The following is a 24,455-nucleotide window of genomic DNA, read 5'->3' as shown; positions in this document are numbered from 1 at the left end:
TTATAAAATACCCTGCTCGTCACGTTTCCTCAGATCCGCTATCACCTGGGGATACAGCTTATCCAGCTTATACAGCAGACAGAGTACTACAATAATTGCCGAGAAGATTATTGGCGCATACATACAAATGGCTTTGATCATACCCAGAGCTTCTGCACTCTGCGCTGCAGCAAGACCATCGTAGCCAACGGAATCCATTAAAAGTCCGATTCCGGCAGATGCCAGACCGCCGCCAACCTTTGACCCCACAGACGCAGCACTGAAAATCATACCATCCTGCCTGACGTGGGTTTTCCACTGGCCGAACTCTGCACAGTCGGCAATCATGGGGAATACGCAGGCCCACAGAGGCGCCACGCCAATTCCCCGAAGTATAGCGCTTGTCATGGCCACGCCTACACTCATAGGATTGGTAATCCATACCAGCTGCGCCACAATCACCAGCAGGATACCGGCAAGGGTAAGATTACGTTTGCCAAACCGCATAACAAAATATGGGACAATTAAAACCACAATGCTCTGTGCAATCAGCTCTGCCGCATAGATCGGACTGTAAAGATCCTGATTTCCTAGTATGTATTTACAGTAATAGGTGGTTATGGTTCCGCTGACTGTACTCATCATAACCATAATCCCCCACAGGCCCAGGCAGATTGCCCAGTACTGGTTGGAAAACAGCGCCTTCAGGTTTTTGCCCACAGATACCTTCTGGTTCTGAGCTGCCTCGATTACCACCCGTTCCTCAATGTTAAAGAAGCAGACCAGCAGCAGAACCAGTGCAATTACCGCAAAAATGCAGGAAACAATGATCCAGCTTCTCTGTGTGTCCCCAAGGGCCTTGACCAGGGGAAGTGTGGAAACCGTTACTACCATCTTCCCCATAGGGCCGCAGAAGATCCTCCATGCCTGGGTTGAGGCCCGGGATTTCTGATCCCTTGTTATCAGGGATGCCATGGTGGAGTACGGCAGATTCAGCGCAGTGTATACGATGGTGTTCACCAGGTTATAGGTGACAAATATATAGATTGCCTGTATCGTTTGTGACGCATTTGCCGGAACCAGAAAGAGCAGGATGAAAGTAACCGCGTAAGGTACCGACATCCACAGAATCCACGGTCTCGCCTTTCCGTATTTGGATTTTGTCCGGTCCGTAATAAATCCCATAATAATATCTGATACACCGTCAAAGAGACGGGTAATCAAAAAGATAATTCCAACTACAAACGCATTAATCCCCACATAGTCGGTGTAAAAAAAAGTGAGCAGCGTACTGCATAGTCCGTATACCACGTTGCACGCAGAATCGCCCAGGCCGTAACAAATTTTTTCGCGGAAGCTGACAACATGATCCTCCCTGCTCCGGCGGTTTTTAGAAGCGTCGTCCATTTTCATAACTCCTTTCTACTTTTGATCCGAAATTTGTTTTATTCCGCATCCATTATTTTTTATGTACTGCCTTGTAAATTGTCGACAACTTATTTATAGTGGTATTGTACTATCTTTTCTAAACCAGTTCAGCCAGTTTCGTTTCTAATAATAAAACTATCTTCTCAGGTTCCTGGGAGTATTGTTGTATTTTTATTGATATCGCTTTTATATGCCAATAAAATCGGCGCATAAAACAGCAATATATACAAAGCCTATCTGCAATAATCAGATATTTCTGGATTTTTATTTATAAATATAGTAAAATAACAAGGGATAAAAGAACCTGTTTTATGCAGTTTTTTAGCCCGCCAGAGGCTGTATGTATGGATATTTTGGACCAAGCAGGAGAGGGAGGAATACCCTATGGATAGTATTGTTATAAATCACAAGATGATGGAGGAATTGGCACACCCCAATCAGATGTTCCCAATCTCAGAATTTGTAGACCATTTTGATACCTTTGCAGACGGGAGCTTCCCCAGCCACTGGCACCATGAGCTTGAACTTCAGATTGTCCTTAAAGGCAGTGCGGAGTATCGGGTAAACGGAACGCCCTATGTGGTGGAAGAAGGCTGTGCCATATACATTGCACCCGAAGCTATACATCTGGCCAGGGAGCTGTCCGAAGGTACCATCGGATATGATATTGTATTGCTGCCTCAGATCTTGATTAACCTCATGAGGAGCGCCAACTGTGAAAAATATACCCTGCCTCTGACTACCCGCCGTCCGGAAGCTCTCGTGATAACCCCGGAACGCAAAGAAGGCCACAAAATTCTGGAGTATATGAAACGGATGTACTATACTGAGAGCACTCATTTTACGTATGAACTGTTTTTACTGGAAAACCTTATCGGAATATGGCGCAATCTGCTGGGCATTCTTCCCAAATACAGCAAAGACCAGGAAGACAGCGGCAAGCTGCTCAGAGAACAGCGAATGAAGGATATGCTTGATTACATACATCAAAATTATATACAGCCAATCACTATACAGGACGTTGCCGGCGCTGCCAATATCAGTAAAAGCGAATGCTTCAGGTGCTTTTCCGAATTGTCCAAAATGACCCCTGTAGAGTATATTAATAAGTTCCGTCTGCTGCAGGCCTCCCAGCTTCTGTTAACCACAGAAAAAAGCATGTCGGATATCTGCTTTATGACCGGCTTCAATAACACCAGCTATTTTTCTAAAAAATTCAAAGATCAGTATGGGGTAAATCCTAAGACCTATAGGACCAAGAAACGAAATGAATAATAAAATCCCCCGGAGGGCAGACATACGCACTTCATTTTCTGTCTGCCCCCCGGGGGGGATATTATAGTACTTATTCTCCAAAACCTGATTCTACCAATTTCACAAGACTATCTACAGCCTTATTTTCATCCTCGCCCTCTGCCTCAATGTTAATTATCGTATCGGTACCTGCACAGAGAGCCATCACAGACATAATGGATTTTCCATCGGCAAATGTTTTCTTTGGATCATTTTCTTTCGTCAGTATGATTTTGGAATTAAATTTTTTTGCCATCTTTACAAATTCTGCCGCTGGCCGCGCATGTAAACCAACCGCATTGATTACTGTTGCCTTTTTACTGTACATAATATATCCCAACTATCCTTTTTGTATATATTTTATATCTGTTTTCGCAAATCTGCAAAATCAACGCCTGCAGCCTCATATACTGTGCCGCCTTCATTGATTTTTTCTTCTTTACCATTAATTACAACATGATCAATTGTTTTATACTCTTTTATTGATGTAATCGCAGGATCCAAAGAAATCCATGTTTTAATTCCTTTACTCTGTGCTTTGGCAGCAACATGCTCCATCATATCAATGCTTCCGATTATAACACAAATGTCATACTCTTCCGCTGTTAAAATGTCATCTATATTTTGACAAATAGTCCCCTGTTCTCCTTGTGTACCATCTTCTGAATAATTCAGATATGTCCTGCACAGTTCTCCGGTGAATTCAGATAAATATAAATACCCTTCTGACCTGCCGCCTGCCACTGCATCAACAACTGCACCTTTTTTTCCTAAATCGTGAATTATCATATATGCAGCTGCACCGCCAAGATCCTCTGCGATTACTAATGCCTGCTTTCCTTCCATATCTTCATTTAGGAATGGACATTTTCTTCCAAAAGGCCCAAATATTTCTTCTATGTTTCCGCCGTCCGCTAATTCTGATAATTCCTTTGTACTATCGTTAATTACACGAAATACGACTTTGATAATCCCTCTCTCCGGAAGGATATCCGTAAGCACAACCGGAACCCTATGCTTATCATTTGGAAGCTTTAATTCAAAATACTGGCCAGGCGCACAAGAATGTGACGCTTCTTCAGCTTCAATTCCTAACAGATATCCCTCTTGTGTCATTTCCACATTTTTATAGACTTTATACATTGTTTGCTCTCCTAAATTAATATTCATTCCAGTGAATACGTTCTTCCATATAAGAAGTACGGGCTTCTGTTTCTTCCTCACCATAACCGAGTTCAATGACACAAACTGGTTTAACATTTTCTGGTATACTCATAATCTTCTGCACCTCCTTCCATTCATCTTCAAAAGGATAAAGGCCAATCCAGACACTGTCAATGCCTTTGTCTGCTGCTGCATTCGTAAGGTTCGTCGCTGCAATCAAGCCGTCAACTGCCCAATAATGCTTGCTAAGTTCAATATCTCCCATAACAACAACTGCTGCAGTACAGTTATATTTTCCATAAGGAAGCGCTTTCTGAAGTTTTTCAATACTCTCCGGTGTATCTGCCACTAAAAATTGCCACGGGTTTTTTCCTAATGCTGTCGGTCCTGCCATTGCAGCCCTAAGCATCTCATCAATCAAACTTCTTTCTACTTTTTTATCAGTAAACTTTCTTACACTTCTTCTTTTAAAAATTGTCTCCATAAATTCCATAACTATATCCTCCTTAGCCTTTCAGATCAAAAAGACCTGATCTGTTTTCTTCATAAATTCCCCAGTTTTCTACTGCCTTTCCAAGTTCCTCATACTCTTTTGCGGCTGCCGCTAAAGACTGGCCTTTGCATACTGCATCAATACCCTGACGGAACGCTTTAGCTCCTGCTTTGGGTCCCATTGGATGTCCGTGAATTGCCCCCCCTGCGGCTATCATTACATCGTTTCCGAATTTCTTTACAACATCTTCAATATGTCCCTGAGTAGTTCCTCCTCCCGGCATCGGGAATACCGATTTAATATGCTGCATCGGCGCCAAAAGCTGTAAGCCCATATTTACAAAAGTATCCATCATCATTGGGAATTTCCCATATGGAGTCAGTGCGATCACCATATCCATTCCTGCCAAACGAGGAAGTTTTGCTCCAATCAAGGTTGCAGAAAGACCAGACCATGGGCTTTCGTATTGGGCTCCTGTATAATCCGAATGGCCCAGGATCGGCACATTGATATTCGGATCCTCTGTTATTACCCTTGTTGTGTCAAGGCCAACACTGGCATAATTAATCATCAGCGCATTTGCTCCCGCTTCAATTGCACGATACGCATTTTCTCTCATCTGAAGTACCGGCGCTGTAATATTAAATGCATATAATGTCTTCTCACCTTTCATTTCATCCGCTTTTTTAAGCGCTCCCATCACCGCTTTTACTCTATCCTCCAGCGGACAGAAAGAAGGGCTGCATACAAGCTCATCATCCTTTATCACGTCTACGCCGCCAACCGCAGCTTCAAATGCAAGCTCTGCTGTTTTTTCTGGAGTGAGTCCAATACAGGGTTTGATCATATTATTTAACAGTGGGCGGTCATAAACACCTAATACTTCACGAATTCCCTGAACACCGAATTTGGGCCCCTTAAAATTTTCAAGAAAACTTTTCGGAAACTCCAAATCGACTAATTTTACTTTTCCGGAGCTGGAAATATTTCCGATTACAGTAGAAAGCATCATCGAAAACTGAGCATCAAAGTTCCTCCAGGGGTATGCAATACGAATAATGAAATGTCTTTCTTTTACCTCTTCCGGTATTTCAATCTGATGAGACGGTGCTTCATAAACCCCAAGTACTCTCCCAATTGCTCTCTCTCTAACCTCAGGGGTTTCTCCCGGCACTTTCAACCATGTTCCACATGTCTGTTCCACGGCAAGCGCTGCAGCAAATTTCACCATATTAGTGCCAGGCTTACCTGCCGCATAATAGGTTGCGATTACAAAGCGGTCACAGTCGATTTCCTCTGGTAACTGCATGATAATTGGATCTACAAACATTATAACGATTCTCCTTTCCTACCTGTCAATTTAAAATTATCTTATACGCTAATTATAGAATTACTTATACTGACTTACAATATTGAAAGAAATTTCAATCAATCATTGAAATTTCTTTCACTCTTTCTATTTGGCAGGACTAGGTTCATTGTCTCAACGCTAATTTGAAATTCAGGTTGTACATCAGTAAAATTTGGTATATCGTCAAATAATGCCTTTTTATTCGCCTCAAAATATGTTTGAAGATCCTTCAATGTATCATAAAGACTATGAGCAATGCAAAAATATTTTGGCGGTACTTCTTCGTCCATTCCGCATATTCCCATCTCTATCTGAGCACCCCGGCATTTTACATCATTGGGATCCATCATATGGACATTGCAATAATAGTCCATATCAAAACGTTTTCCTTGTTGATACGGATACATAATAGTCAATTTATACACATTTTTCCTCCCTATATAGAAGTTTCCTGATAAACAATTTCTTCTAGCTGCCATACTGGAGCAATATCCGTAAATCGCGGAATATCTTCCATTAAAAACGTATCCACATCTTCTGTATAAGCTTTGAAAAAAGTTTCCTCATTTTCAAATACCAGTCTCGCAGAAAACGCAAAAAAAGGCGTCGTGTCCTGATAAAATTCTTTAAATCCTCTTGTCACTTCTACTTTTAAACAGGCTTTTCCCAAAAGCTTTTTTGCATTCACCAGATGACTTTTCAAATAATATTCGATATCAAATCTGCGGTCTTCACCATAAGGATACATAATTTGAAAAATAACCAATTTCCGCATACTCCTTTCTTTTTTATTTACATATTCAAAAAATCTTTACTTGTTGATACAATACCGTCGAAAGCGGGGATGCGTTCCCCACTTGACCCAGAAGCATATCCCACTGCTCCCGTGCTAACGAGAGAAGCGGTCGCAGTGTTAACATCGTAAAAAGGATCGCCGTGGGTAATCAAAATAGCCTGCCGGTTAACCTTCAATGCCGCCTGACACATACTTTTTACCTTTTTTACTGCTTCTTCGAGCGCCTCCTGAGGCGCTTTTTCTTCAGTATATTTGCTTGGTCCGTCCATAACCATAATGCCGATAATGTCAATGCCCGCCTTTGTTAACCGGACTGCCTGTTCCTCATTAAACGCCCATCCCATTGTTAAGAGACCTCGTTCTGACGCCTGACGAAGCATGTCCAGTTCCACACTAAACCCTAATCCATATTCTTCCAGAACCTCAGCAAACCAATCCCCATATATTCCTGCAAAAGGCTCATTTGAAACACCACAAAATCCCATCTCAGCAATTTTATCCAGCATTTCACTCACTGAGTGAAAAGGATCCTGCGCTGCAATCCCCGCTATGCACGGAGTACAGTTTGCCTGATGTACAATCACCTTTCCTTCTTCTAGTAATAATTGATTGGCATTGGCCACTGGAAGCGCACACATCAGAGAATTAAGACCTTTCATCCTTAATATAGCAGTTGAGTAGACGGATATTAAATGCGCTCCGGCCACATGCGCCGCTTTTGCAGACAAACCGCTTCCAGCGCCAAATACAAAAATTGTATTACCGTTGTCCATACACTCATATATTGAGCCTAAAACAGCATCTCTTTTATTCATTTTTCACCTTTTACTTTAAAACGGATACGTAAGAAAGCTCTGTATGAGAGCCTCGTTTCCATGTGCCACTTAACATCTCTGTCAGAATCTCTGATGCTACATCAGAAAACTCTGGTTCATTTATATGTTTATCTATTACTAATACTTCTATATTATCCTTGTGGGGCAGTTCTTCCTGCAGTACTTCCAGCATTATCTCGCTTCTCCTGGAATGAAGGGGATTATGGCCGGGAATCCATGTGGCTCCAGGTCCTTCACCTGACCATCCAAGCGCAAGATCAGGGGACGCTATATCGCATCCACCCCACCCCCTCATTGGAATACAAATAACTGTGGGCGCCGTGGCAGGCGCCAGGCGGCTGCAGAATTCCTTCGCAAAAGCGCGTGTTTCTTCCAGAGTAATAGCTACACAGGCGACTGAAGGATTATGATTATAAAGCTTCCTTACACCTCTTTGTATTTCAAGCATCAGTTTCTCCGGAATATCGGATATTCCTTCAAAAAGCATTAATTCACTGCCTCCTACACTCACCACCTGTGGAATTCCCTTTTTCGCCGCAGTTCTAAGCCTCATGGGTCCTGACCTCTGATAATACGTGTCAAATACATCTGCCGTTACCTCCTCTGTTGTAAGATCCAGCATCCCAACAATATGACCCTCTTCTATCATTTCTTCCATACTCTGCCCGCCTGCGCCTGTACAATGATTTACCATGACTTCATATCCGTTTTCCTCCATATGCTTCTGAGCCCGAAGAACACATGGTGTAGTGACGCCGAACATCATACAGCCTATTAATGGTTTATTTTCTGTCTCCTCGACTTCCGGAGCGGAAGCCATTCCAACGATTCCGCTTGCGGCATAGGTTAGAATACGCCTGGTAATTCGGTTCAACCCAGTCTCTGCAATTGGATACAGCATACATAAATCTCTCGTTCCGATATGCACTCCCACTTCCCCGGATGCGTCCGTAGACAGCATCATTTTCGGAACGCCGATGGGCAGGGCTCTCATCATTGTACATGCAATTGATGTTCCCATACTTCCACCCACAGATATAACACCCTGGACTTTTCCCTCTTCATAAAGTCTTACTATAGTTTTAACTGCTCCTTCTGTCACAAATTCACATGCCTGTGCACGTTCAAGCTTAAAAAGTTTTTCTGGTCTTTTCCCCGTAGGCCACAAAACTTCATGAAGAGGAATATCTGCCCAACCGCATTCTTCTCCAAGACTCAACTCCATAATATGTGGTATGCCCCCTGCTGCTTCTACCTGTTTAGCTATGTATTTTATGTTCTCGCCTTTTGTATTAAGAATACCTGCTACAATAATGTTTGGTGCTTTCACTCTCGCCTCTCCCATCTATTCCATCACAATGTCTTTAAATTGTTTCACTGCTTCCAAAATAGGCTGCTCTACAGGTATTCTTTCAATGCTGGATGCGCCTAAAAAACCAATAGAATTCGTGTGTGCATAGATATATTTTGTATCTTCAGGTGAAGAAATCGGTCCGCCATGGGCCATTAATAAAATGTCTTTGTTATATTTCTTTGCTGCAGCTTCAAATTCTGTAACTGTTTTTGCCGCTGACTCAAGGCTGACAGAGCACTCTCCCGCAGCCGGTCCTCCTATACCGCCCTGTGTTAAACCAAGATGACAAATCAGAACATCAATACCGGCTTTTCCAAGTTTCTCGGCCTGTTCAAGTGTAAAAGCATATCCTAAAGTAAACATTCCCATCTCACGCGCCAGAGCAAGCGCGTCTGCCTCCTGTTGAAATCCAATGCCGTATTCATCCATCTCTTCCGTGGTTGTCTGTAAAAACCCAAGGAAATCCCCACAGGTAGGAAAGTTCATAACTGCTGAAAATCCATAAAATTGTAATGTTCTGAAATATATTTCCATATCAATTGACGGATCATTGCCCGCAATCCCTGCTATCACTGGTACCTCGTGTATTACAGGCATTATCCTTTTGGCAAGCTTTAGTATCTCTTCGTTTGCACTGCTAAAATACATCTGCCCACACCCTGAATTGTGTCCGTCCATGCGGAAACGCCCTGAATTATAAATCCCAATCATATCTGCTCCGCCTTTTTCTGCAAATTTTGCAGAAATTCCTGTTCCTGCACCAGATATTACGATAGGATGTTGCTGCCTTAACTGTGCTCCTATTCTTAGATGTATCTCCTGTCTTGTATAACGTTTCGCCATAACTTACTCCTTTCCGGAATACAGCGATATATTTTTAAACTCCTGTACTGCTTTCATAAGTGGGACTTCCACTGGTATCCGCTCGACTGCCGAATCCAGCACTAGCCCTATTGCCCCTGTACGGGGCAGAATATGGCGGGCCGCCTCTGGTGTATTGATTAATCCTCCGTGTACGAATACGATTTTATCTGCTGATGCTGCTCTGACGGCTCTTGTCAATCTCTGTAATTTTTCTACCACATACTCTTCTGTCAGATACTCCTCTCTATCTTCCTCCGGTGATATTGTAAATCCCAAATCACAGACAACTGCATCAATATTTGTCTGCACTGCCAGTTCCGCCTGCTCCATAGTAAAAACATTTGCCATTGTGTAAAATCCTCTTTCAGACGCATAAACTAATGCAGCAAGTTCATCTTCATATTTGACGCCTGCTTTCTCAAGCTGCCACTTTGCTTCTCCCTCATAGATTCCAACACTTGGCGTATTATAAATGGCCGATACTTTATAAAATGCAAGTTCATCCAGCAAAGTTTGCAAATCTGTTGTTGGATCTGTCGCACAAATTCCTGCCATAAGCGGTATATCTGCTACTTGCGATACAATTCTCTTCACTGTCTTTAAAACCATTTCATTTGCATTTCCATATGGAAGCATGGAAATCAAAGGATGATGTCCGTCCATTTCCAAAATACTGGAACTGCTGACTGCAATCATATCTGTATTACCACGCTGTTCAAATTTAGCAGATAACCCTATACCTGCTGTTGTTACCAAAATGGGACGACACCCTGTTTTTAACTTTTCCATCAAAGAAATAATCGTCTTTTTAGAGAAATATTTATCCATATTGTCACCTTTTCCTTTTTAAGCCACCCGCTTATCTTTTCGTCTGATTTCCTTCCAAAAGCTCCACACGGTTATGGAGCCAACCACAATGATTCCTCCTGCTATCGTATTCATCGTCATCTTCTCTCCCCGTATGAGCAGTGTTAATACAGGATTAGCCAAGGGTTCTATGGCAGGTATCAGTATTACTTCCAAAGGAGAAAGATAATTAACAGCCCACGAATATATGGAATAAGATAGCCCTAACTGAAAAATCCCTAAAAATAAAATCCAAAGATAATCACTTAGCGGCGCCGGTGTATGCTGCATAAATGGAAGACATAATATAAAGTTCAACAAGCTTCCCAACATGACCACAGAGCGCACTACCTTCACATTCTGCACCTGGCATACTGATATAGCCTGAAGCGCCATCACAAAACCGACCATCACAGCAACTATATTTCCCACAGTATGTGCCATATTCACACTAAGCGACTCCTGAAAAAACAAAATAAGACCAATGAGTACCGCACCTATAACCACAAAATTGCTTCTCCTCATTTTCTCATGAAGAAATATTACGGAAAATACACATACAAATACAGGTGCTATATATTGTAAAATAATCGCATTTGCTGCGGTTGTCAGAGCATTTGCCTGGACAATCAAATACGATGCAACCGCATAAGCCACACAGCCGGTCCAAAACCATTTATTTTTCTTCTCTATTCTGGGCTTTCCCTGAACTAAAATCAAAAAAACCGCTGCTATCAGGCATCTGTATCCTGATACCCGCATACTGTCTAAAGTTGTCACAGATTTGAGTGCAAATCCTGATGTGCTCCAAAGCAGCGCACAGATAATAAGCGCTCCCATCGCTTTGTGCCGCATAGATAACTTTCCATTCATAAGTATCATATAACCTCTTTCTTTTTGCGCATATTTATAACCGGTTAACTTCCAGATGTTCATAAAGGCGTTCTGCCAGTTCATAATCTATCACCAGAACATCCACCAGTTTTCCTTTTAATAACGCCAGGATTGCATCCTTCTTTAAACCTCCTGATGCCACTACTATTTTAGTAGAAATCTTCCGGTATGTTTCCAAATCAATTGTAAGGGTTGTCTGTTTCAGTGTTGTATTGCATTCGTTGCCGTCAAGATCAATAAAATGAAGGGCCAGATCTGCACATACTCTCTTATTCTTCAATTCTTCAATTACTTCTTTCGTAAGATACTCTTCTTTAGCTAAGGGAGAGTCCAGCTTTGGATACCAGCATCCTACTCCACATACGGAAATTGTTATGGCCTCAAAATATTCTTTTATTTTTCTTCCACTTTCCGATTTCCATATTTTCTGAAGATGTTCTGCGCTTCTGACAGAAGCCTTCGACATAAGGCTGTATCTACGTCCGCCAAATGCCATACTTGCGCGGGAAACTAAAGATTGTGTATCAAGATTACATACAGCTTCCGAAATACTTCCGTGAAGTGTTAGAAAAGAAGCTTCAATCTTCTGACTGGGATTAAGATAATGAATTAGATAATACATGGTACGTCCCCATCCAATGCCAAGAACATCTTCTTTTGTAATCATTCGCTGCAGATAACGGGCGCCCTCTAAAGCGACATTTTGTTTTACCTCTTTTTCCAAAATGCCATCCGCCTTTGCATTTATTGGAGAAACAATCACTTCCTTGATTCCCAGTCTCGCCTTTAACTCTTGTTCTACATGAAAGCACTCGATATATTGACTTGGTATACAGAATTCTACAATATGTTTGTCTTTCGTTTTTTTTAGCAATCTGGAAACTGTAGGCACTGACACGCCTAGCTTTTCGCTGATATCACTCTGTGGCAATCCCACATTATAGTAGTAATATGCCGCCTTCACTAACAAATTCAATGATTGTTCATAAACTTTATCCAACATTTTTTACCCTCTGTATTTATTATGTATCCCATATACCCAAGCACTCCAGTGCCCTGGATATTCCATCTTCTTCCACTGTACCAGTCACAAAATCTGCTTTTTCTTTCACTACATCAGGCGCATCTCCCATAGCTACTCCACAGCCGGCATATTCCAAGATTTCTAAATCATTTCTACTGTCGCCAAATGCAAAACTGTTCTCCCGCAAAATCCCCAGGCTGCGTAAAACAATATCTGCACCGCTCGCTTTGCTGCAATATTTAGGCCCCATCTCAACGCATTCATTCTCGTGAACAATGCATTTAATCCTATCCATTATATTGTTGTACTGTTTCGGTTCAAATGGCCTGTCATCTAATATCAGCGTTATTTTATTTGCTGAACGTCCTTTTGCGTCAACCTCTCTCATTTTTTTACCCAGCAACTGTTTGTAAAACCCGTAATGAAACAGTGGTGTTTTACATTCTACAGAATCGGAGTACAACTCCTCACTTCCCTCTAATACAAACGCCCTATTCTCTTGGCGGGCGAAGCAAATAACTTGATCCAGAAGTGTAACGTCCATGGGAATATTCAGAATCTGCTTCTCCCGAAACACAATTTGTGTTCCGTTTCCCCCTACATATCCATCGTACAGAACGTCATAAAATTCCGGTTCTATGGATGGCGCCAGACGGCCTGTCGAGAAAAAGACATAATCTCCCTGTTTTTGCAACCGTTCAAACGCCTTTTTAGTTTTTTCTGTAACGCCAACCGTATTACGGTAAACAGTCCCGTCAATGTCAAAAAAGAAGATTCTGTCCATTTTATTATCCCCTTCCCTAATATTAATATTTAAACTGCCGATAATATCTCCTGATTGACAAATCATGGCCGGAATGTTTTTCCAGGTTCCAGCAATACCTTCCTGCCATAACATTTGATAGGATAATAGGGGAAAGAATATACTGGAATTCTTCATCAATTCCTGTAAATTTCAGTTCTTCCAGATCTACTATCACAAGCTTCTGGGTTCTTCCCTGCAAAAATTTCTCCACTCGCTCATCTAAGGCTCTGCATGGTCCCAGTCCCTTTACAAGAGTTACCATAACATCCTTTTCCACCAGCTCTAATGCTCCATGAAAGAACTCCGATGAGCTGACGAGACGGTTTCTCATCCATTGCATTTCTTCCAGAATGCACATTGTCAGCAATGTCATTTCCCCAAATACTATATCGCTGCCTATCCATATCTGGTATGGCTCCTGCCAGTATTTTTCTGCATTCGCATCCGCAACCCTATCATATGCATGTTTAATACGGAGGGCATCGGAATGGAGGGATTTCATTTGATCTGCAAATCTTTCATAGTTTTGGAAATCCCCTTTCCGGTACAGAAAACGAAGTATAAACAAATATAATCTCATATAGGTGTTTTCCATTCCTTCTTCCGCAGATACAATTTTGTAGTCAGAAGCTTCGGCAAGTGGACAATGTTCCATGGATACAAAAGATACTATGGTTGCCCCCGTTTTTTTTGCGTACCAACATAACGATACTGTTTCTGGTGTATCTCCGGATTTTGAAGCTGTGAGGACAAGAGAATTTCTTGTGATCCGTCTGTCTTTCTCTGCAAGCGCCTCTGCGGCATTCAGCAGGTAGACTGGTATATCAGAATACTTTTCAATGATTCTGCATACTGCATACATTTCAGCAGTTGTTCCGCCTACTCCGGAAAGAATAATGTTTTTATACTCTTTTTGCGCAAGCTTATCCGCTATCATTTCAATGGGAACGCGAAGGGCATACACTTTTATTCCATCAAGCAAAAATTTCTGATCATCGAATTTATACATTTCTTCATGCTTCGGCATAATCAACTCCTCCTTTTTTCCCTGACAGTATCCGTGCGTTTCCAGCAAAGCACTGTCAGGGTAAGTATTATTTTAAAGACTCAAGATATGCCGCATACCCATCAAGAAGTTTTTTAGCTGAGCTGGTTCCCATACGATCTGCGCCTGCCTCTATCATTGCAAGTGCTATATAATAGGTTCTGATTCCGCCTGCTGCTTTAATCTTACAGCTATCCCCTACAATAGATCTGAGCAGCCGTACATCTTCCACAGACGCACCTGCCGAACGCATACCTGTAGATGTTTTAATAAATGCAGGCCTGACTTCTTTTGCAATTTCACAAACACGGATTTTTTCTTCCCGGGTCAGCAGACACGTTTCAATAATTGCTTTATCCGCCACACCGTTCTTACGGCATAATTCTGCAATCCTGCCCATCTCTTCCTCAACCATACACCATCGGTGCTGTTTAAGTTCTGTCAGATTTATGACATAGTCGACTTCATCTGCTCCCAGATCAATGCATCTCTGAACATCTATAATCTTCGCATCCGGCATACTGTCTCCGCCCGGGAACGCAACCGCTCCGCTGACCATTACCCCGGAATTCTTCAATAAAGCCTTAATATCTGCCACATTGTTTTCTGCAACCGCACAACATGCAACTCCATAATTTCTTGCAAAGGCTGTCTGCTCTTCAAAATCATGATCAATTTCTATAACATGATCTAAATATTTTGCCAACTCTTTTACTGATAATAACTCCATAATACAACCTCCAAAAATTTTAATATCTATTTAAGCAATGTAGATGCCGGAATGCGTTTATCGCTTACCACGATCTGTACATCTATGGAAACACCTTCCGAAATCATCTGTTTCACTGCATCTGCCTCTTCCTGTGAAATAAAAATGCTTTTATAGAAACGCTTCCGGTTTGATGCGTCTGCAATTCCTCCGATAATGAATTCATCAACTGCCGCCCCTTCTTCACGCAGCTTCTTCACTGTTAAAGGAGTTTTTGCCAACACAATTGTTGGAGACTTTAATCCAGTTTTTAATACTTCCGCCCCTTTTTTCACGTTAACCACATCAATGGTTACCCCTGACGGAGCGCTCATCTTAATGATGCTGGTTACAAAGGGATCCTTTGCCGTTGCATCATCAATACAAACAATATTTTTTGCAGGATATTTCTTCATATAAGAAATCATAACCTGTCCGTGCGTCATTCGTTCATCAATGCGAAACAGTAGTAAATTCTCAATCATATTTTTACCTCACGTTGTATCATTCAATTTCAAATATTGTTTCAATTCCCCGGTGCCCAACTGCAGCCACAGCTTCCGCAAATTCTTTTAAATCGTCATAATCTTCATTGCTCATCAGAGCTTCCATTGCCATACTTAAGTTTACACCTGTTACAATTGCTGTCGGGTAGCTGTTTAAACTCTTGCAGGCAGATATGAAAGGGGTACCGCCTTTCATATCTGTCAGGATCAACACACCCTTTCCCTGATCAAGGCTTTCAATTTTTTTCTGAACAGAATCCAAAAATGCTTCCGGCGCCACCCCAGGCATAAGGGATAACTGCGCCGCTCCTTTATAACATCCAGCCACCATTTTGGCGCTATGCACCAGTCCTTTTGAAAGATTTCCATGGCTTAAAATTAGTACTCCTATCATAGTTTTCCCTTTCCGACCTTTCAGGTTCCTTTTACTACACAGCAAGAATTCCAAGATATGACATTGCTATACTGAATAGAATCATAATCAAAACTACCCAGGTTACTTTGAATTTTTTTAATAATTTCCATGTTAATAATGTCATGATTAATGGAAGTGCTCCTGCACAGATCATATCGAACATATCCTGAAGGGCTGCCCCATATCCTCCAATCGTAAAAGACAATGGTGTAGAAACATTTACATAACTAAAGGCCAGACAACCAATGACCATTAGTCCAACCATGGAGCATCCTTCAATCACTCGATTTAAAATTCCAGACGACAGAAAAGTTGTGATTGCTTTCTTTCCTTGCTTATAACCGATGTTATATGTCGCCCATCCGCAGATACACATCAAAACCGGGAATAAAATAAAGAAGAAAAGCGGGCCGGCAATACTGCCCTCAAGTGCCATATTGCATCCTATCGCAGCCAGAATAGGAACAACGATTCCATAGACAAGTGCATCTCCAACACCTGCCATAGGCCCCATTAATCCGCAGCGTACTGCATTAAATTCCTCATCCTTAATGTCAACGCCATTTGCAATCTGTTCCTCCATAGATGCTTCCAGTCCAAAAATAACTGGTCCGATAAAACTTGGCTCTGTGTTAAAAAATGTAAAATATTTTTTTAATCGGCTGCTCTGCTCTTCCTTGGTCTGATAAAGGTCTTTCACGAGATATGTACCGCTGTATGCACGTCCGAGCCCCATCATACGCTCATAGTTAACTGCTGCCTCACATGAGTAGCTTCCAAGCCAATGTAACACTCGTGCCTTCTTAGATAAACGCACTTTCGGCTCCGCAAGGGCTGCTGCTTCTTCTGCTTCTTCTGCTGCTTCTTCCGCCGAATTAGACGGCTGATGCCCAAAAAAGAAAAATGCAATTGCAATACAGACTGAAAAAATTGTAATTGCCATAGTGTTTAATCCCAGATAAGCAGCCATGAAATAACCTGCAAAGAAAAATGCAGCCAGCTTCTTAGTCACCATAAACTTAAGGAGCATTGCAATACCAAGTGCCGGCATTAATCCGCCTACAACAGCCAGCGCATTTGTCAACGACTCTGGAATTGCATTAGAAATTGTTGTTACGACGCCGCTTCCATAGCCAACAAGCAAAAATGCCGGTACACCATAAGCAAAAAAGCAAACAAAAAATGACGGAACAAAATTGTAAAAACGAACCTTTTTCAAATCACCTTTTTCTGCTGCTTTCTCTGCTGCATGTACCCATACAACATTGACTGTTCTTACAAACTGATCAGCCAGCATACCTAACATAGAGAACGGAACAGCAAATGTAAGCGCAATTGTTGGATCACTGGAACCTGCTAAAATTGCCGCTGCCGTTCCAAATACGCCTGCATACTGTATGCTTGACGGCTGTGCTCCTCCGGGTGCCATCCATCCCATATATACGAGATTGATATTTGCTCCGCAAAGGGCGCCCATCACCGGATCTCCCATTGCCGCACCTACAAAAAAACCTGAAACCAATGGATAAATTAACGTAAAATTCGCTATAGTACAAAACCACCATGCGGATAGCGTTGAAATTAACGCTACCAAAATTGCCTGTATGATCACAGCGCATCCCTCCTAAACTTTTTCATTTAGTTTCTCTACTCTAAATAATACATGCGCAAACAGATAAATGGATTTTATATACGGCCGTTATATATTTCTCATCACTATTCACTTAGGTTTATTTTAACAATTCACTATAGCATCAACTAGATCGAAAATATTTTCATCCCTTATCCGTAATCGAATGAAAATATTATCACTCTTGCCTTTTTGACTGTACATGGTAAGGTAGAATCAGACAAATGACATAAAGGAGTGATTATATGCATAAAAACAGATTTAACAAAAAAATTGCTATTGTTACCGGCGGTGCCGGCGGAATAGGCTTTGCCGTTGCCAGCCAATTGATAGAGCAGGGGGGACACATGGTTGTTATTTTTGATCTGAATCCAGGCGCGCTAATTAAAGCGATTGACAAACTTGGCCCTTCCCATTGCAGTTATATGGCTGTTGATGTAACAGATGAAGCACAAGTAAAACAGGCCATAGAAAACGTTGTTTCTCAATACGGTACTATTGATATCCTAGCTAATATGGCCGGTATTTCAGGTCCAAGCGCCCGCGTTGAAGAATATACTTTTTCTGATTTCAAAAAAGTATATTCTGTAAACGTTTTTGGTACATTTCTAATGATGAAATATTGTCTTCCATATATGCAAAGGAATAATTATGGCACAATTGTCAACACATGTTCTTGCTCCGGTATAAGAGGTTACAAACTGGAAATAGGATATGGCTCCAGCAAGTCCGCAGTACTGGGTATGACCATGAATGCAGCAAACGAAAATGGCGGAAATGGCGTACGCATCAATTGTGTATCCCCTGGATGGGTCGACACAGACATGCTCCAGAACATCCTGCATCAATATTCCAATTCTGACAATGATGGATATACGAAAGATACTCTGCGCAACGGAACGATGAAGCGTCCAAGTACACCCGAGGAAGTTGCAAATGTAGTTACCTTCCTGCTCTCAGATGAGGCAAGATATGTAAATGGCTCTAACTTTGTCTGCGATGGCGGCAAAATCTTAGATTAAGATTGGCGGAAAGATTTGAGAGGATCTTTCCGCCTCTCTTCTCTTACATTTCTATAATCTTCTTTCGAATGGGAAGAATACAACCTGGCGCTACTGACAATTCATCAATTCCCATCCTGACAAACGTCCTGGTCAGGCTTTTGTCTGCTGCCAGCTCGCCGCAGATTCCCACCCATATTCCTTCTTTATGGGCGCACTCAATAACTCTCTGAATCATTCTCAGTATCGCTGGATGATGTGCGTCATAAAACATGTCTAATTTAGCATTTTGCCTGTCAATTGCAAGGGTATACTGAGTCAGATCATTTGTCCCTATACTGAAAAAATTTACTTCCTTTGCTAATAGGTCAGCGATCATCACTGCTGCCGGCGTTTCTATCATAATTCCCAATTCAATTTCACCAAAACATACACCTCTGGAATTCAATTCCTCCTTTAATTCCTCCACTATTTGTTTTGTTCTATGTACCTCCCACAAGGAGACAACCATTGGAATCATAATCGCAATATTGCCATAGGCGCTTGCTCGCAAAAGCGCCCTTAACTGTATTCGGAAAATATCTTCTTGTGTAAGGCAAATTCGAATTGCCCGATATCCAAGCGCCGGATTGTCTTCCTTTTCCATACCAAAATAATCTGTCTGCTTATCAGCACCTATATCTAAGGTACGGAAAATCACTTTTTTCCCTTCCATCCTTTGCGCTACGTCTTTATATATTTGAAATTGTTCTTCTTCCGTTGGATAGTCCGCTGCTTCTAAGTATATAAATTCACTTCTGAACAAGCCGACACCTTCCGCATCGTTTTCAAGAACTGCTTCCATATCGCCCAAAGACCCTATATTCGCAAATAATTTAATTTCTTTTCCATCGCTGGTCAAAGTCTTCTTACCTTTTAAATGCCGGAGAAGTGTTTTCTTTTCTGACTCTTTTTCCTGAAGTTTTGTATACTCCTCTTTTACTGTTTCCTCTGGTTCTATATATACGATTCCGCTATTGCCATCTATAATTCCGTTCTTCCCATCTATATCTTTGGGTAGCGGTGCACAGACAATGGCAGGTATATTCATAGTCCTCGCTAGAATTGCTGTGTGAGAATTCACAGAACCCTTTCTCGTCACAAACGCCAGCACATTTTCTTTTTCAAGCTGTACCGTCTCACTTGGCATAATATCATCCGCTGCAATGATTACTGGTTTATCTAATTTATGGTTTATTACAGCAGCTCCGCATAACACAGCAATTAATCGCTCTGAGACATCTTTTATATCAGCCGCTCTCCCTTTCATATATTCATCCTCTGCAGCGGCAAATATCTTAGAAAAGTTCTCTCCCGTCACTTTTACTGCATATGGCGCATTTTCTTTTTCATTTTTTATCATAGCAATAATACTATTTTGATATGCCTCATCCATAAGCATCATTTGATGAACTTCAAAAATAGCAGCCTCTGCAGTCCCAACGCCTACTGTTGTTTTATCATACAATTCCTGCAGCTGACTATTAGTGATTTTCACAGCATCTTCCAAACGCAGAATCTCGCCCTCGTAATCCTCCACTTTCTTACTGCGTACTGTTATCCCATCCTTTTTTAGTTCTCTGAATTCTCCCATTGCGACTCCTGCAAAGGCTGATTTTCCCACTATCTTTTCCATAATATTAACTCCTTTGGCATTTTTTATCTTCCTCGCTCATTTCGTAATCACTGCATATATATTCATATAAATATGCAATCTCATTTACTGGAATTTCCACATTATAATGACCCAGTAATGTGCAAAAGCTCTCTTTTACAATACGAATAAAATTCTGATGATTTTGAATAAATTCGTCTATACCTTCATATGTTTCTATTGGTGTTTTCGTAACCAGACGTTCTATTAAAAAACAAATATGCATATTAATTCCAATAATCGTCTTGCTTAAAAACTTTCTTTTTAACATTTGCTGTAATAATGTAGTTGCATCGTTAACATGCTCTAACAATTTTTTTGCATTTAGTATAGTCAAATTCTCCAAAACAGATTGTAACGAAAAGTTTTTAAGCAATGCCTGATTAAATTCTTCTATCTCTTCTGCACTTAAATGCGAAGCCAACACTTCATTAACTACATCTATATTATTAAAGTTTATAATTTCTTCCAATGTAGCTGACTTAATACCTGGAATCTTAAGATTCAATGTTTTAATCAACAATTCTACGTTATATTTTTCGAAGATTATATCCTCACATCCATTTTTATATAAAGCCTCATAATCATATGCAACCATCTCCAGAGGGATTGGTTTTGGCAGGCTGTCTTTAAATAAACGCGTCAGTTTTTCTGCAATATTTTTGCCGGCATCACTTGCAAAGATAATGGCCTTCTCCTTTTTTGTATGGCTGAATATAATATATTTACATTGGTTTTCTTTACATGCCCCTTCTAAAATATCCTGCATCTTCTCACCTGCCAGCATTTTTTCCGCTATATTAAGAGCAAGAATAGTCGATACATTATTGATTATTCCCAAGTTGACAGTGCCATCTATCACTTGCCCCAGGTCTTCTAATGCTCCGGTGTCAACCATTAAAATAATATTTTTGTAATGGCTATTTTCCTTAATAAACAATGACAATTTCTGTATTACATCATTAATAGAACTGCCTATAGGCATATCGATTGCTTCAAACAGCTGAACCTGCAGAATGGTATTTACAGTATCTGCTATTGAACTGGCAGTAGTATATCCATGGCACAGAATAACTCCGGCCGTATCCATTATCTTTAGCTTCTGATTATAAGAATGAATATTTATCATAATAAACACTTTGTTCAGTTGTAATAGTTCCATACTGGTATTCATTTGAATCTGTTTGCTTAGAATTTCCGTTAGATAGTTAATATCCGGCATATTTTCAACCATCAGATTATATATTTTCTGAACTTCCTCGCGATGTTCTCTGTCCCACACCTGAATCTTAGAGTTATGATTATGCTGCGCTATCATCATCCTGGAAATTACATATGCGCAATTCACCGGAAAATTAACATTATATATATTGTGAATATTCGAGATCATCTCCATCACAATTTTTTCCATGGGACCCAGTCTTTCATCAGAAAAAGACTCCTGAAAAATCAATATATCATAATAGTACTTTAATGTTTTCTTTCCCGAATCTAAAAACGCATCGAACCCTTTTCCCGATGAAATTACATACCGATAGCTTTCTAAAAGATTTTTCCACATTTCAAGAATCTTATCTGCAGCTGAATCTAATTGAATGACGTCCAGCCGAAGAAGCATTGCATCTTTTTTCTCCATACTGATTGCCCCCTGCATCCTTGCCGGTAAGTTGTACAGGAAAACCTCAAGTGTATCGTCCGTATGTTGTTGCGCATATGCATTCGCACAGATAAGTGTAATCGTCTGTTTCAGCTCCGCTATATTATGCTCAAACTGATAATTCATAAGCTTATGCATCAAATTTTCAGAAAGGTATATTGTTTTATCTAAACGCTCCTGTTCATCTTTAAAAAACATAATTACAAATGCTTTTCTTTCATCTTCGTTTCTTTCAGCCAGAGACGGAATATCACATATTACTGGAATATTAAACAGTAATTTTTTCGAAATCTGAGGATACGATTTTTCATCTGTACCCATAACCAGCCTGACATTCTCTTTTTTTCTGGCAGCATTGGTGATGTATTCCGCCAATCGTTCCTGCAGTTGTTCACTGCACATAGCAATATTTTCGAGGTACAGAATACCTCCTGTCAATGCATTTAACAGTTCCTCCAACCTTTCACACTGCTTATCTAGAGGAAGCTGGTTTAATTTAACCCTTTGTATTTTCCGTATATCTTTCAGCAGGCTGTTATTTATGCAATACTCATGAATTAATTTCATCAAATAAGTTTTTCCACTTCCGGCTTCCCCTTTTAGTAAAATAGGGAGTCCTCCCGGATAAACAAGCGCTGACTTAATCTGAGAAATACAATAGTTTAAACTTCCTTCATAACCAATCGCTTTCCCGAAATCCTTCTCTTCCGGGACATTCTTCTTAAGCTCATTGTGAAGTTCCTGTATACTGAAATACTCCTTTTGCAAAAGCTGTGTATGGAACTTTCTTTCCATAATGATCCGATTTAAATAGTACACCGGCCGAGAGCTAATTTTAACAACCGTGTCCTCTTTAACCAATTCGTTTAAATATAGGGAAACGAGGGAACGAGACATATTAAGTTTGTTACAGATGTCTAATGTAGTATAATGTGTAAGATCTTTAAAATTGAATTCCTTTGTAACATTCTCCAAATACTCATAGACTTGTTCTTTCGTACTTATATGCACGCTATCACACCTCCATTTTCCTTATGACACGATTATAACTTAGGCATCTTTTTATGTCTTTTCTTCAAAAAATTCCTGACACTATCTTTGTCTTTTCTTTGAATTTTAACACAAGTAAACCCTTTTTTCTCCTAGTGTCAAACTTTCTTCAACAGAAGTATCTGTTTCTTCACGTCTTTCTGTGTCTTCTCATAAGGTAAATTTTATAATTTTAATTTCTTATACCATTCTTTGAGTTCACCCAAACTTACATTGGCATCGAAACGTTTCCTTTCTTTTAGCTCTGCTCCTGGACAGGAGGGTGCAAGTTCCATACTGGTATTACCCATACCGCTTCCTCCGGATGTAACTACCTGAATGATTGTCTTTCCTGATCTCCGGCTGAATCTCATGTAAGCCCCCACCTACTGCTTCCGCAACTTTCTTTGCTAGTTTCTCCGTTATCCCTGTTGCTGAAAAATATGCTACCAAAATTTCACTCATAATTATATTCCTCCTCATAAGATATGTTTAATCAAATTAAATGCAGGTCTGCCCCAAGGGCAAACATTAAAAGGTTCCTACAGGGACATTATACAACAAAATCCGCATTTTTATCTTGACAAGTCACGGTTGCTGTTATATTATAATATTACTTACGATATGAGTTATCATAAATAATATTTTAATATAAAGGAGAAGATTATGCAAGATATTACTGTTGTCGGATGTGGAGTAATGGGAGGTTCCATCATTAACGCGCTGCTGAATGCCAATATTAACGTTACAATTGTTGACATCAATAAAAATGCAGCAGAAAAATTTATCAGCCGGGGAGCAAAATACTTTGCCAGTTTGGATGAGGCCGGCGATAACGATTGTATCTTAGTCAATTTACCAAATCACAAGATTGCTTCTGGAGTTTTATCCAATGCCAATAAAGAACGCCTGAATGGAAAAATGTTAATTAATACTACTACCTCTAGTCCTGAAGAAGTTTCTGCCATGGATCAACTTGCCAAAGACATGGGCATGATGCATCTCGATGCCAAAATCGAAAACTATCCAGGCGACATTGGCTCGGATAAAGCTTATCTTATCTATTCTGGGTGCAGACAGGTATTTGACGCTGCCAGGAATGTACTGGAAGCAATCGGAAAGGCAGTATATCTGGGACCCGATATTATAGGCGCAAGTGTTATTGATATCGCGGTTCTGGATGTCCATTTCGGTGCTATTGCTACTTTGGCGGAGTCCGTTGCTTACTGCATTAAGTATAAGTATTCGGTAGAATCCTTTATAGAGCAGGCCAAAGAAATTCTGCCAATTATGCTGGCAGGTAATTACCGGGCATTTTCCGATGAATGCAGCAACTATACCGGCAGTTTTGAGGACGCTTCTGAATGTACCCTGCGAATTGAAACTACAGCTATGAAAACCATCTTAGATTCCATGCATTCGGCGGGAGTAAAAACTCCCTGCGGTGACTCCATACTGGATCTGTTCCAGAAGGGGATAGAAAGCGGCAACAGTTCTAAGAATGTGGTCGCTATCGTCAATGAGTTAATGTAACTAGTGTATTGAATTATCACGGTACGGTATGATATACTTCCGGTGCAGGACTGCAGGCCATTTCCGGCCCA

Annotated in this window: 26 protein-coding genes; 3 read left to right on the top strand and 23 right to left on the bottom strand. The window is 40.7% G+C overall.

The genetic code is table 11. From position 1 onward, the window contains the following. Positions 1–1,386, bottom strand: coding sequence for an MFS transporter (locus tag BUA56_RS04745; protein WP_072849462.1), 1,386 nt, complete (start codon positions 1,384–1,386; stop codon positions 1–3). 405 nt (positions 1,387–1,791) lie between these two features. Between BUA56_RS04745 and BUA56_RS04740 the strand changes: the two genes are divergently transcribed. Next, positions 1,792–2,682 (top strand): AraC family transcriptional regulator, encoded by an 891-nt coding sequence (locus BUA56_RS04740; protein ID WP_072849461.1) that lies wholly within the window; start codon positions 1,792–1,794, stop codon positions 2,680–2,682. Positions 2,683–2,752: 70 nt separating this feature from the next. On the opposite strand, the gene BUA56_RS04735 is transcribed toward BUA56_RS04740, so the two are convergent. The 18 genes from BUA56_RS04735 to BUA56_RS04650 all read right to left on the bottom strand — a co-directional run bounded on the left by BUA56_RS04735 (position 2,753) and on the right by BUA56_RS04650 (position 17,453). Next, entirely contained in the window at positions 2,753–3,028 is a 276-nt protein-coding gene (locus BUA56_RS04735) for an HPr family phosphocarrier protein (protein ID WP_072849460.1), read from the bottom strand. 32 nt (positions 3,029–3,060) lie between these two features. Next, on the bottom strand, positions 3,061–3,927 hold the full coding sequence (locus tag BUA56_RS04730; protein ID WP_207650910.1) for a ferredoxin reductase domain-containing protein: 867 nt from the start codon (positions 3,925–3,927) through the stop codon (positions 3,061–3,063). Beyond that, positions 3,860–4,357: a nitroreductase family protein gene (locus tag BUA56_RS04725; RefSeq protein ID WP_072849458.1), complete on the bottom strand. Its 498-nt coding sequence runs from the start codon at positions 4,355–4,357 to the stop codon at positions 3,860–3,862. Before BUA56_RS04725 ends, BUA56_RS04730 begins: the two co-directional genes overlap by 68 nt. Before the next feature lie 13 nt (positions 4,358–4,370). After that, positions 4,371–5,687, bottom strand: a complete 1,317-nt coding sequence (locus BUA56_RS04720) for a RuBisCO large subunit C-terminal-like domain-containing protein (protein ID WP_072849457.1) — start codon at positions 5,685–5,687, stop codon at positions 4,371–4,373. A gap of 98 nt (positions 5,688–5,785) precedes the next feature. Then, a complete protein-coding gene (locus BUA56_RS04715) occupies positions 5,786–6,133 on the bottom strand; it encodes an EthD family reductase (protein ID WP_072849456.1) in 348 nt (115 codons plus the stop codon). A gap of 11 nt (positions 6,134–6,144) precedes the next feature. Beyond that, positions 6,145–6,483 carry an EthD family reductase gene (locus BUA56_RS04710; RefSeq protein WP_084067651.1) on the bottom strand — a complete coding sequence of 113 codons (339 nt, stop codon included), beginning with the start codon at positions 6,481–6,483 and terminating at the stop codon, positions 6,145–6,147. Positions 6,484–6,500: 17 nt separating this feature from the next. After that, positions 6,501–7,319, bottom strand: coding sequence for a phosphoenolpyruvate hydrolase family protein (locus tag BUA56_RS04705; RefSeq protein WP_072849454.1), 819 nt, complete (start codon positions 7,317–7,319; stop codon positions 6,501–6,503). A 10-nt stretch (positions 7,320–7,329) separates the two neighbouring features. Continuing rightward, positions 7,330–8,670, bottom strand: coding sequence for a Tm-1-like ATP-binding domain-containing protein (locus tag BUA56_RS04700; RefSeq protein ID WP_072849453.1), 1,341 nt, complete (start codon positions 8,668–8,670; stop codon positions 7,330–7,332). Between the two features lie 15 nt (positions 8,671–8,685). Further along, positions 8,686–9,537, bottom strand: a complete 852-nt coding sequence (locus BUA56_RS04695; RefSeq protein WP_072849452.1) for a phosphoenolpyruvate hydrolase family protein — start codon at positions 9,535–9,537, stop codon at positions 8,686–8,688. 3 nt (positions 9,538–9,540) lie between these two features. After that, entirely contained in the window at positions 9,541–10,386 is an 846-nt protein-coding gene (locus BUA56_RS04690) for a phosphoenolpyruvate hydrolase family protein (protein ID WP_072849450.1), read from the bottom strand. A gap of 18 nt (positions 10,387–10,404) precedes the next feature. Continuing rightward, positions 10,405–11,277, bottom strand: a complete 873-nt coding sequence (locus BUA56_RS04685) for a DMT family transporter (RefSeq protein WP_158640977.1) — start codon at positions 11,275–11,277, stop codon at positions 10,405–10,407. Between the two features lie 34 nt (positions 11,278–11,311). Further along, complete coding sequence (locus BUA56_RS04680) at positions 11,312–12,301, bottom strand: sugar-binding transcriptional regulator (protein WP_072849446.1); 990 nt, start codon at positions 12,299–12,301, stop codon at positions 11,312–11,314. Positions 12,302–12,320: 19 nt separating this feature from the next. Then, positions 12,321–13,172 carry an HAD family hydrolase gene (locus BUA56_RS04675; protein WP_207650908.1) on the bottom strand — a complete coding sequence of 284 codons (852 nt, stop codon included), beginning with the start codon at positions 13,170–13,172 and terminating at the stop codon, positions 12,321–12,323. Beyond that, positions 13,129–14,154, bottom strand: a complete 1,026-nt coding sequence (locus BUA56_RS04670; RefSeq protein ID WP_084067645.1) for an SIS domain-containing protein — start codon at positions 14,152–14,154, stop codon at positions 13,129–13,131. Before BUA56_RS04670 ends, BUA56_RS04675 begins: the two co-directional genes overlap by 44 nt. Before the next feature lie 67 nt (positions 14,155–14,221). Next, entirely contained in the window at positions 14,222–14,902 is a 681-nt protein-coding gene (deoC, locus tag BUA56_RS04665; RefSeq protein ID WP_072849442.1) for a deoxyribose-phosphate aldolase, read from the bottom strand. Positions 14,903–14,928: 26 nt separating this feature from the next. Next, the gene (locus tag BUA56_RS04660) at positions 14,929–15,405 is read right to left on the bottom strand and encodes a PTS sugar transporter subunit IIB (RefSeq protein ID WP_084067644.1); all 477 of its coding nucleotides are present in this window, start codon (positions 15,403–15,405) and stop codon (positions 14,929–14,931) included. Positions 15,406–15,424: 19 nt separating this feature from the next. Next, positions 15,425–15,820 carry a PTS sugar transporter subunit IIA gene (locus BUA56_RS04655; RefSeq protein ID WP_072849440.1) on the bottom strand — a complete coding sequence of 132 codons (396 nt, stop codon included), beginning with the start codon at positions 15,818–15,820 and terminating at the stop codon, positions 15,425–15,427. A gap of 34 nt (positions 15,821–15,854) precedes the next feature. Next, entirely contained in the window at positions 15,855–17,453 is a 1,599-nt protein-coding gene (locus tag BUA56_RS04650; RefSeq protein ID WP_072849438.1) for a PTS system mannose/fructose/sorbose family transporter subunit IID, read from the bottom strand. A gap of 263 nt (positions 17,454–17,716) precedes the next feature. Here BUA56_RS04650 and BUA56_RS04645 point away from each other — a divergent pair, with 263 nt between their 5' ends. Beyond that, on the top strand, positions 17,717–18,493 hold the full coding sequence (locus BUA56_RS04645; protein ID WP_072849436.1) for an SDR family NAD(P)-dependent oxidoreductase: 777 nt from the start codon (positions 17,717–17,719) through the stop codon (positions 18,491–18,493). Between the two features lie 43 nt (positions 18,494–18,536). Here the strand turns inward: BUA56_RS04645 and ptsP are convergent, their stop codons facing one another. The 4 genes from ptsP to BUA56_RS24060 form a co-directional block, all read right to left on the bottom strand. Further along, entirely contained in the window at positions 18,537–20,147 is a 1,611-nt protein-coding gene (gene ptsP, locus BUA56_RS04640) for a phosphoenolpyruvate--protein phosphotransferase (protein ID WP_072849434.1), read from the bottom strand. Between the two features lie 4 nt (positions 20,148–20,151). After that, a complete protein-coding gene (locus BUA56_RS04635; RefSeq protein ID WP_207650907.1) occupies positions 20,152–22,617 on the bottom strand; it encodes a PRD domain-containing protein in 2,466 nt (821 codons plus the stop codon). Between the two features lie 419 nt (positions 22,618–23,036). Beyond that, complete coding sequence (locus BUA56_RS04630) at positions 23,037–23,225, bottom strand: flavodoxin (RefSeq protein ID WP_072849430.1); 189 nt, start codon at positions 23,223–23,225, stop codon at positions 23,037–23,039. Next, positions 23,155–23,316 (bottom strand): flavodoxin, encoded by a 162-nt coding sequence (locus BUA56_RS24060; protein ID WP_103711493.1) that lies wholly within the window; start codon positions 23,314–23,316, stop codon positions 23,155–23,157. The genes BUA56_RS04630 and BUA56_RS24060 overlap by 71 nt, the downstream gene beginning before the upstream one ends. A 201-nt stretch (positions 23,317–23,517) precedes the next feature. Between BUA56_RS24060 and BUA56_RS04620 the strand changes: the two genes are divergently transcribed. Further along, complete coding sequence (locus BUA56_RS04620; RefSeq protein WP_072849428.1) at positions 23,518–24,384, top strand: NAD(P)-dependent oxidoreductase; 867 nt, start codon at positions 23,518–23,520, stop codon at positions 24,382–24,384. Positions 24,385–24,455: the final 71 nt, after the last annotated feature.

The organism is Lactonifactor longoviformis DSM 17459 (assembly GCF_900129135.1).
In the GTDB taxonomy this organism is placed as follows: domain Bacteria; phylum Bacillota; class Clostridia; order Lachnospirales; family Lachnospiraceae; genus Lactonifactor; species Lactonifactor longoviformis.
This window is presented reverse-complemented; position numbering and strand designations above follow the sequence as displayed.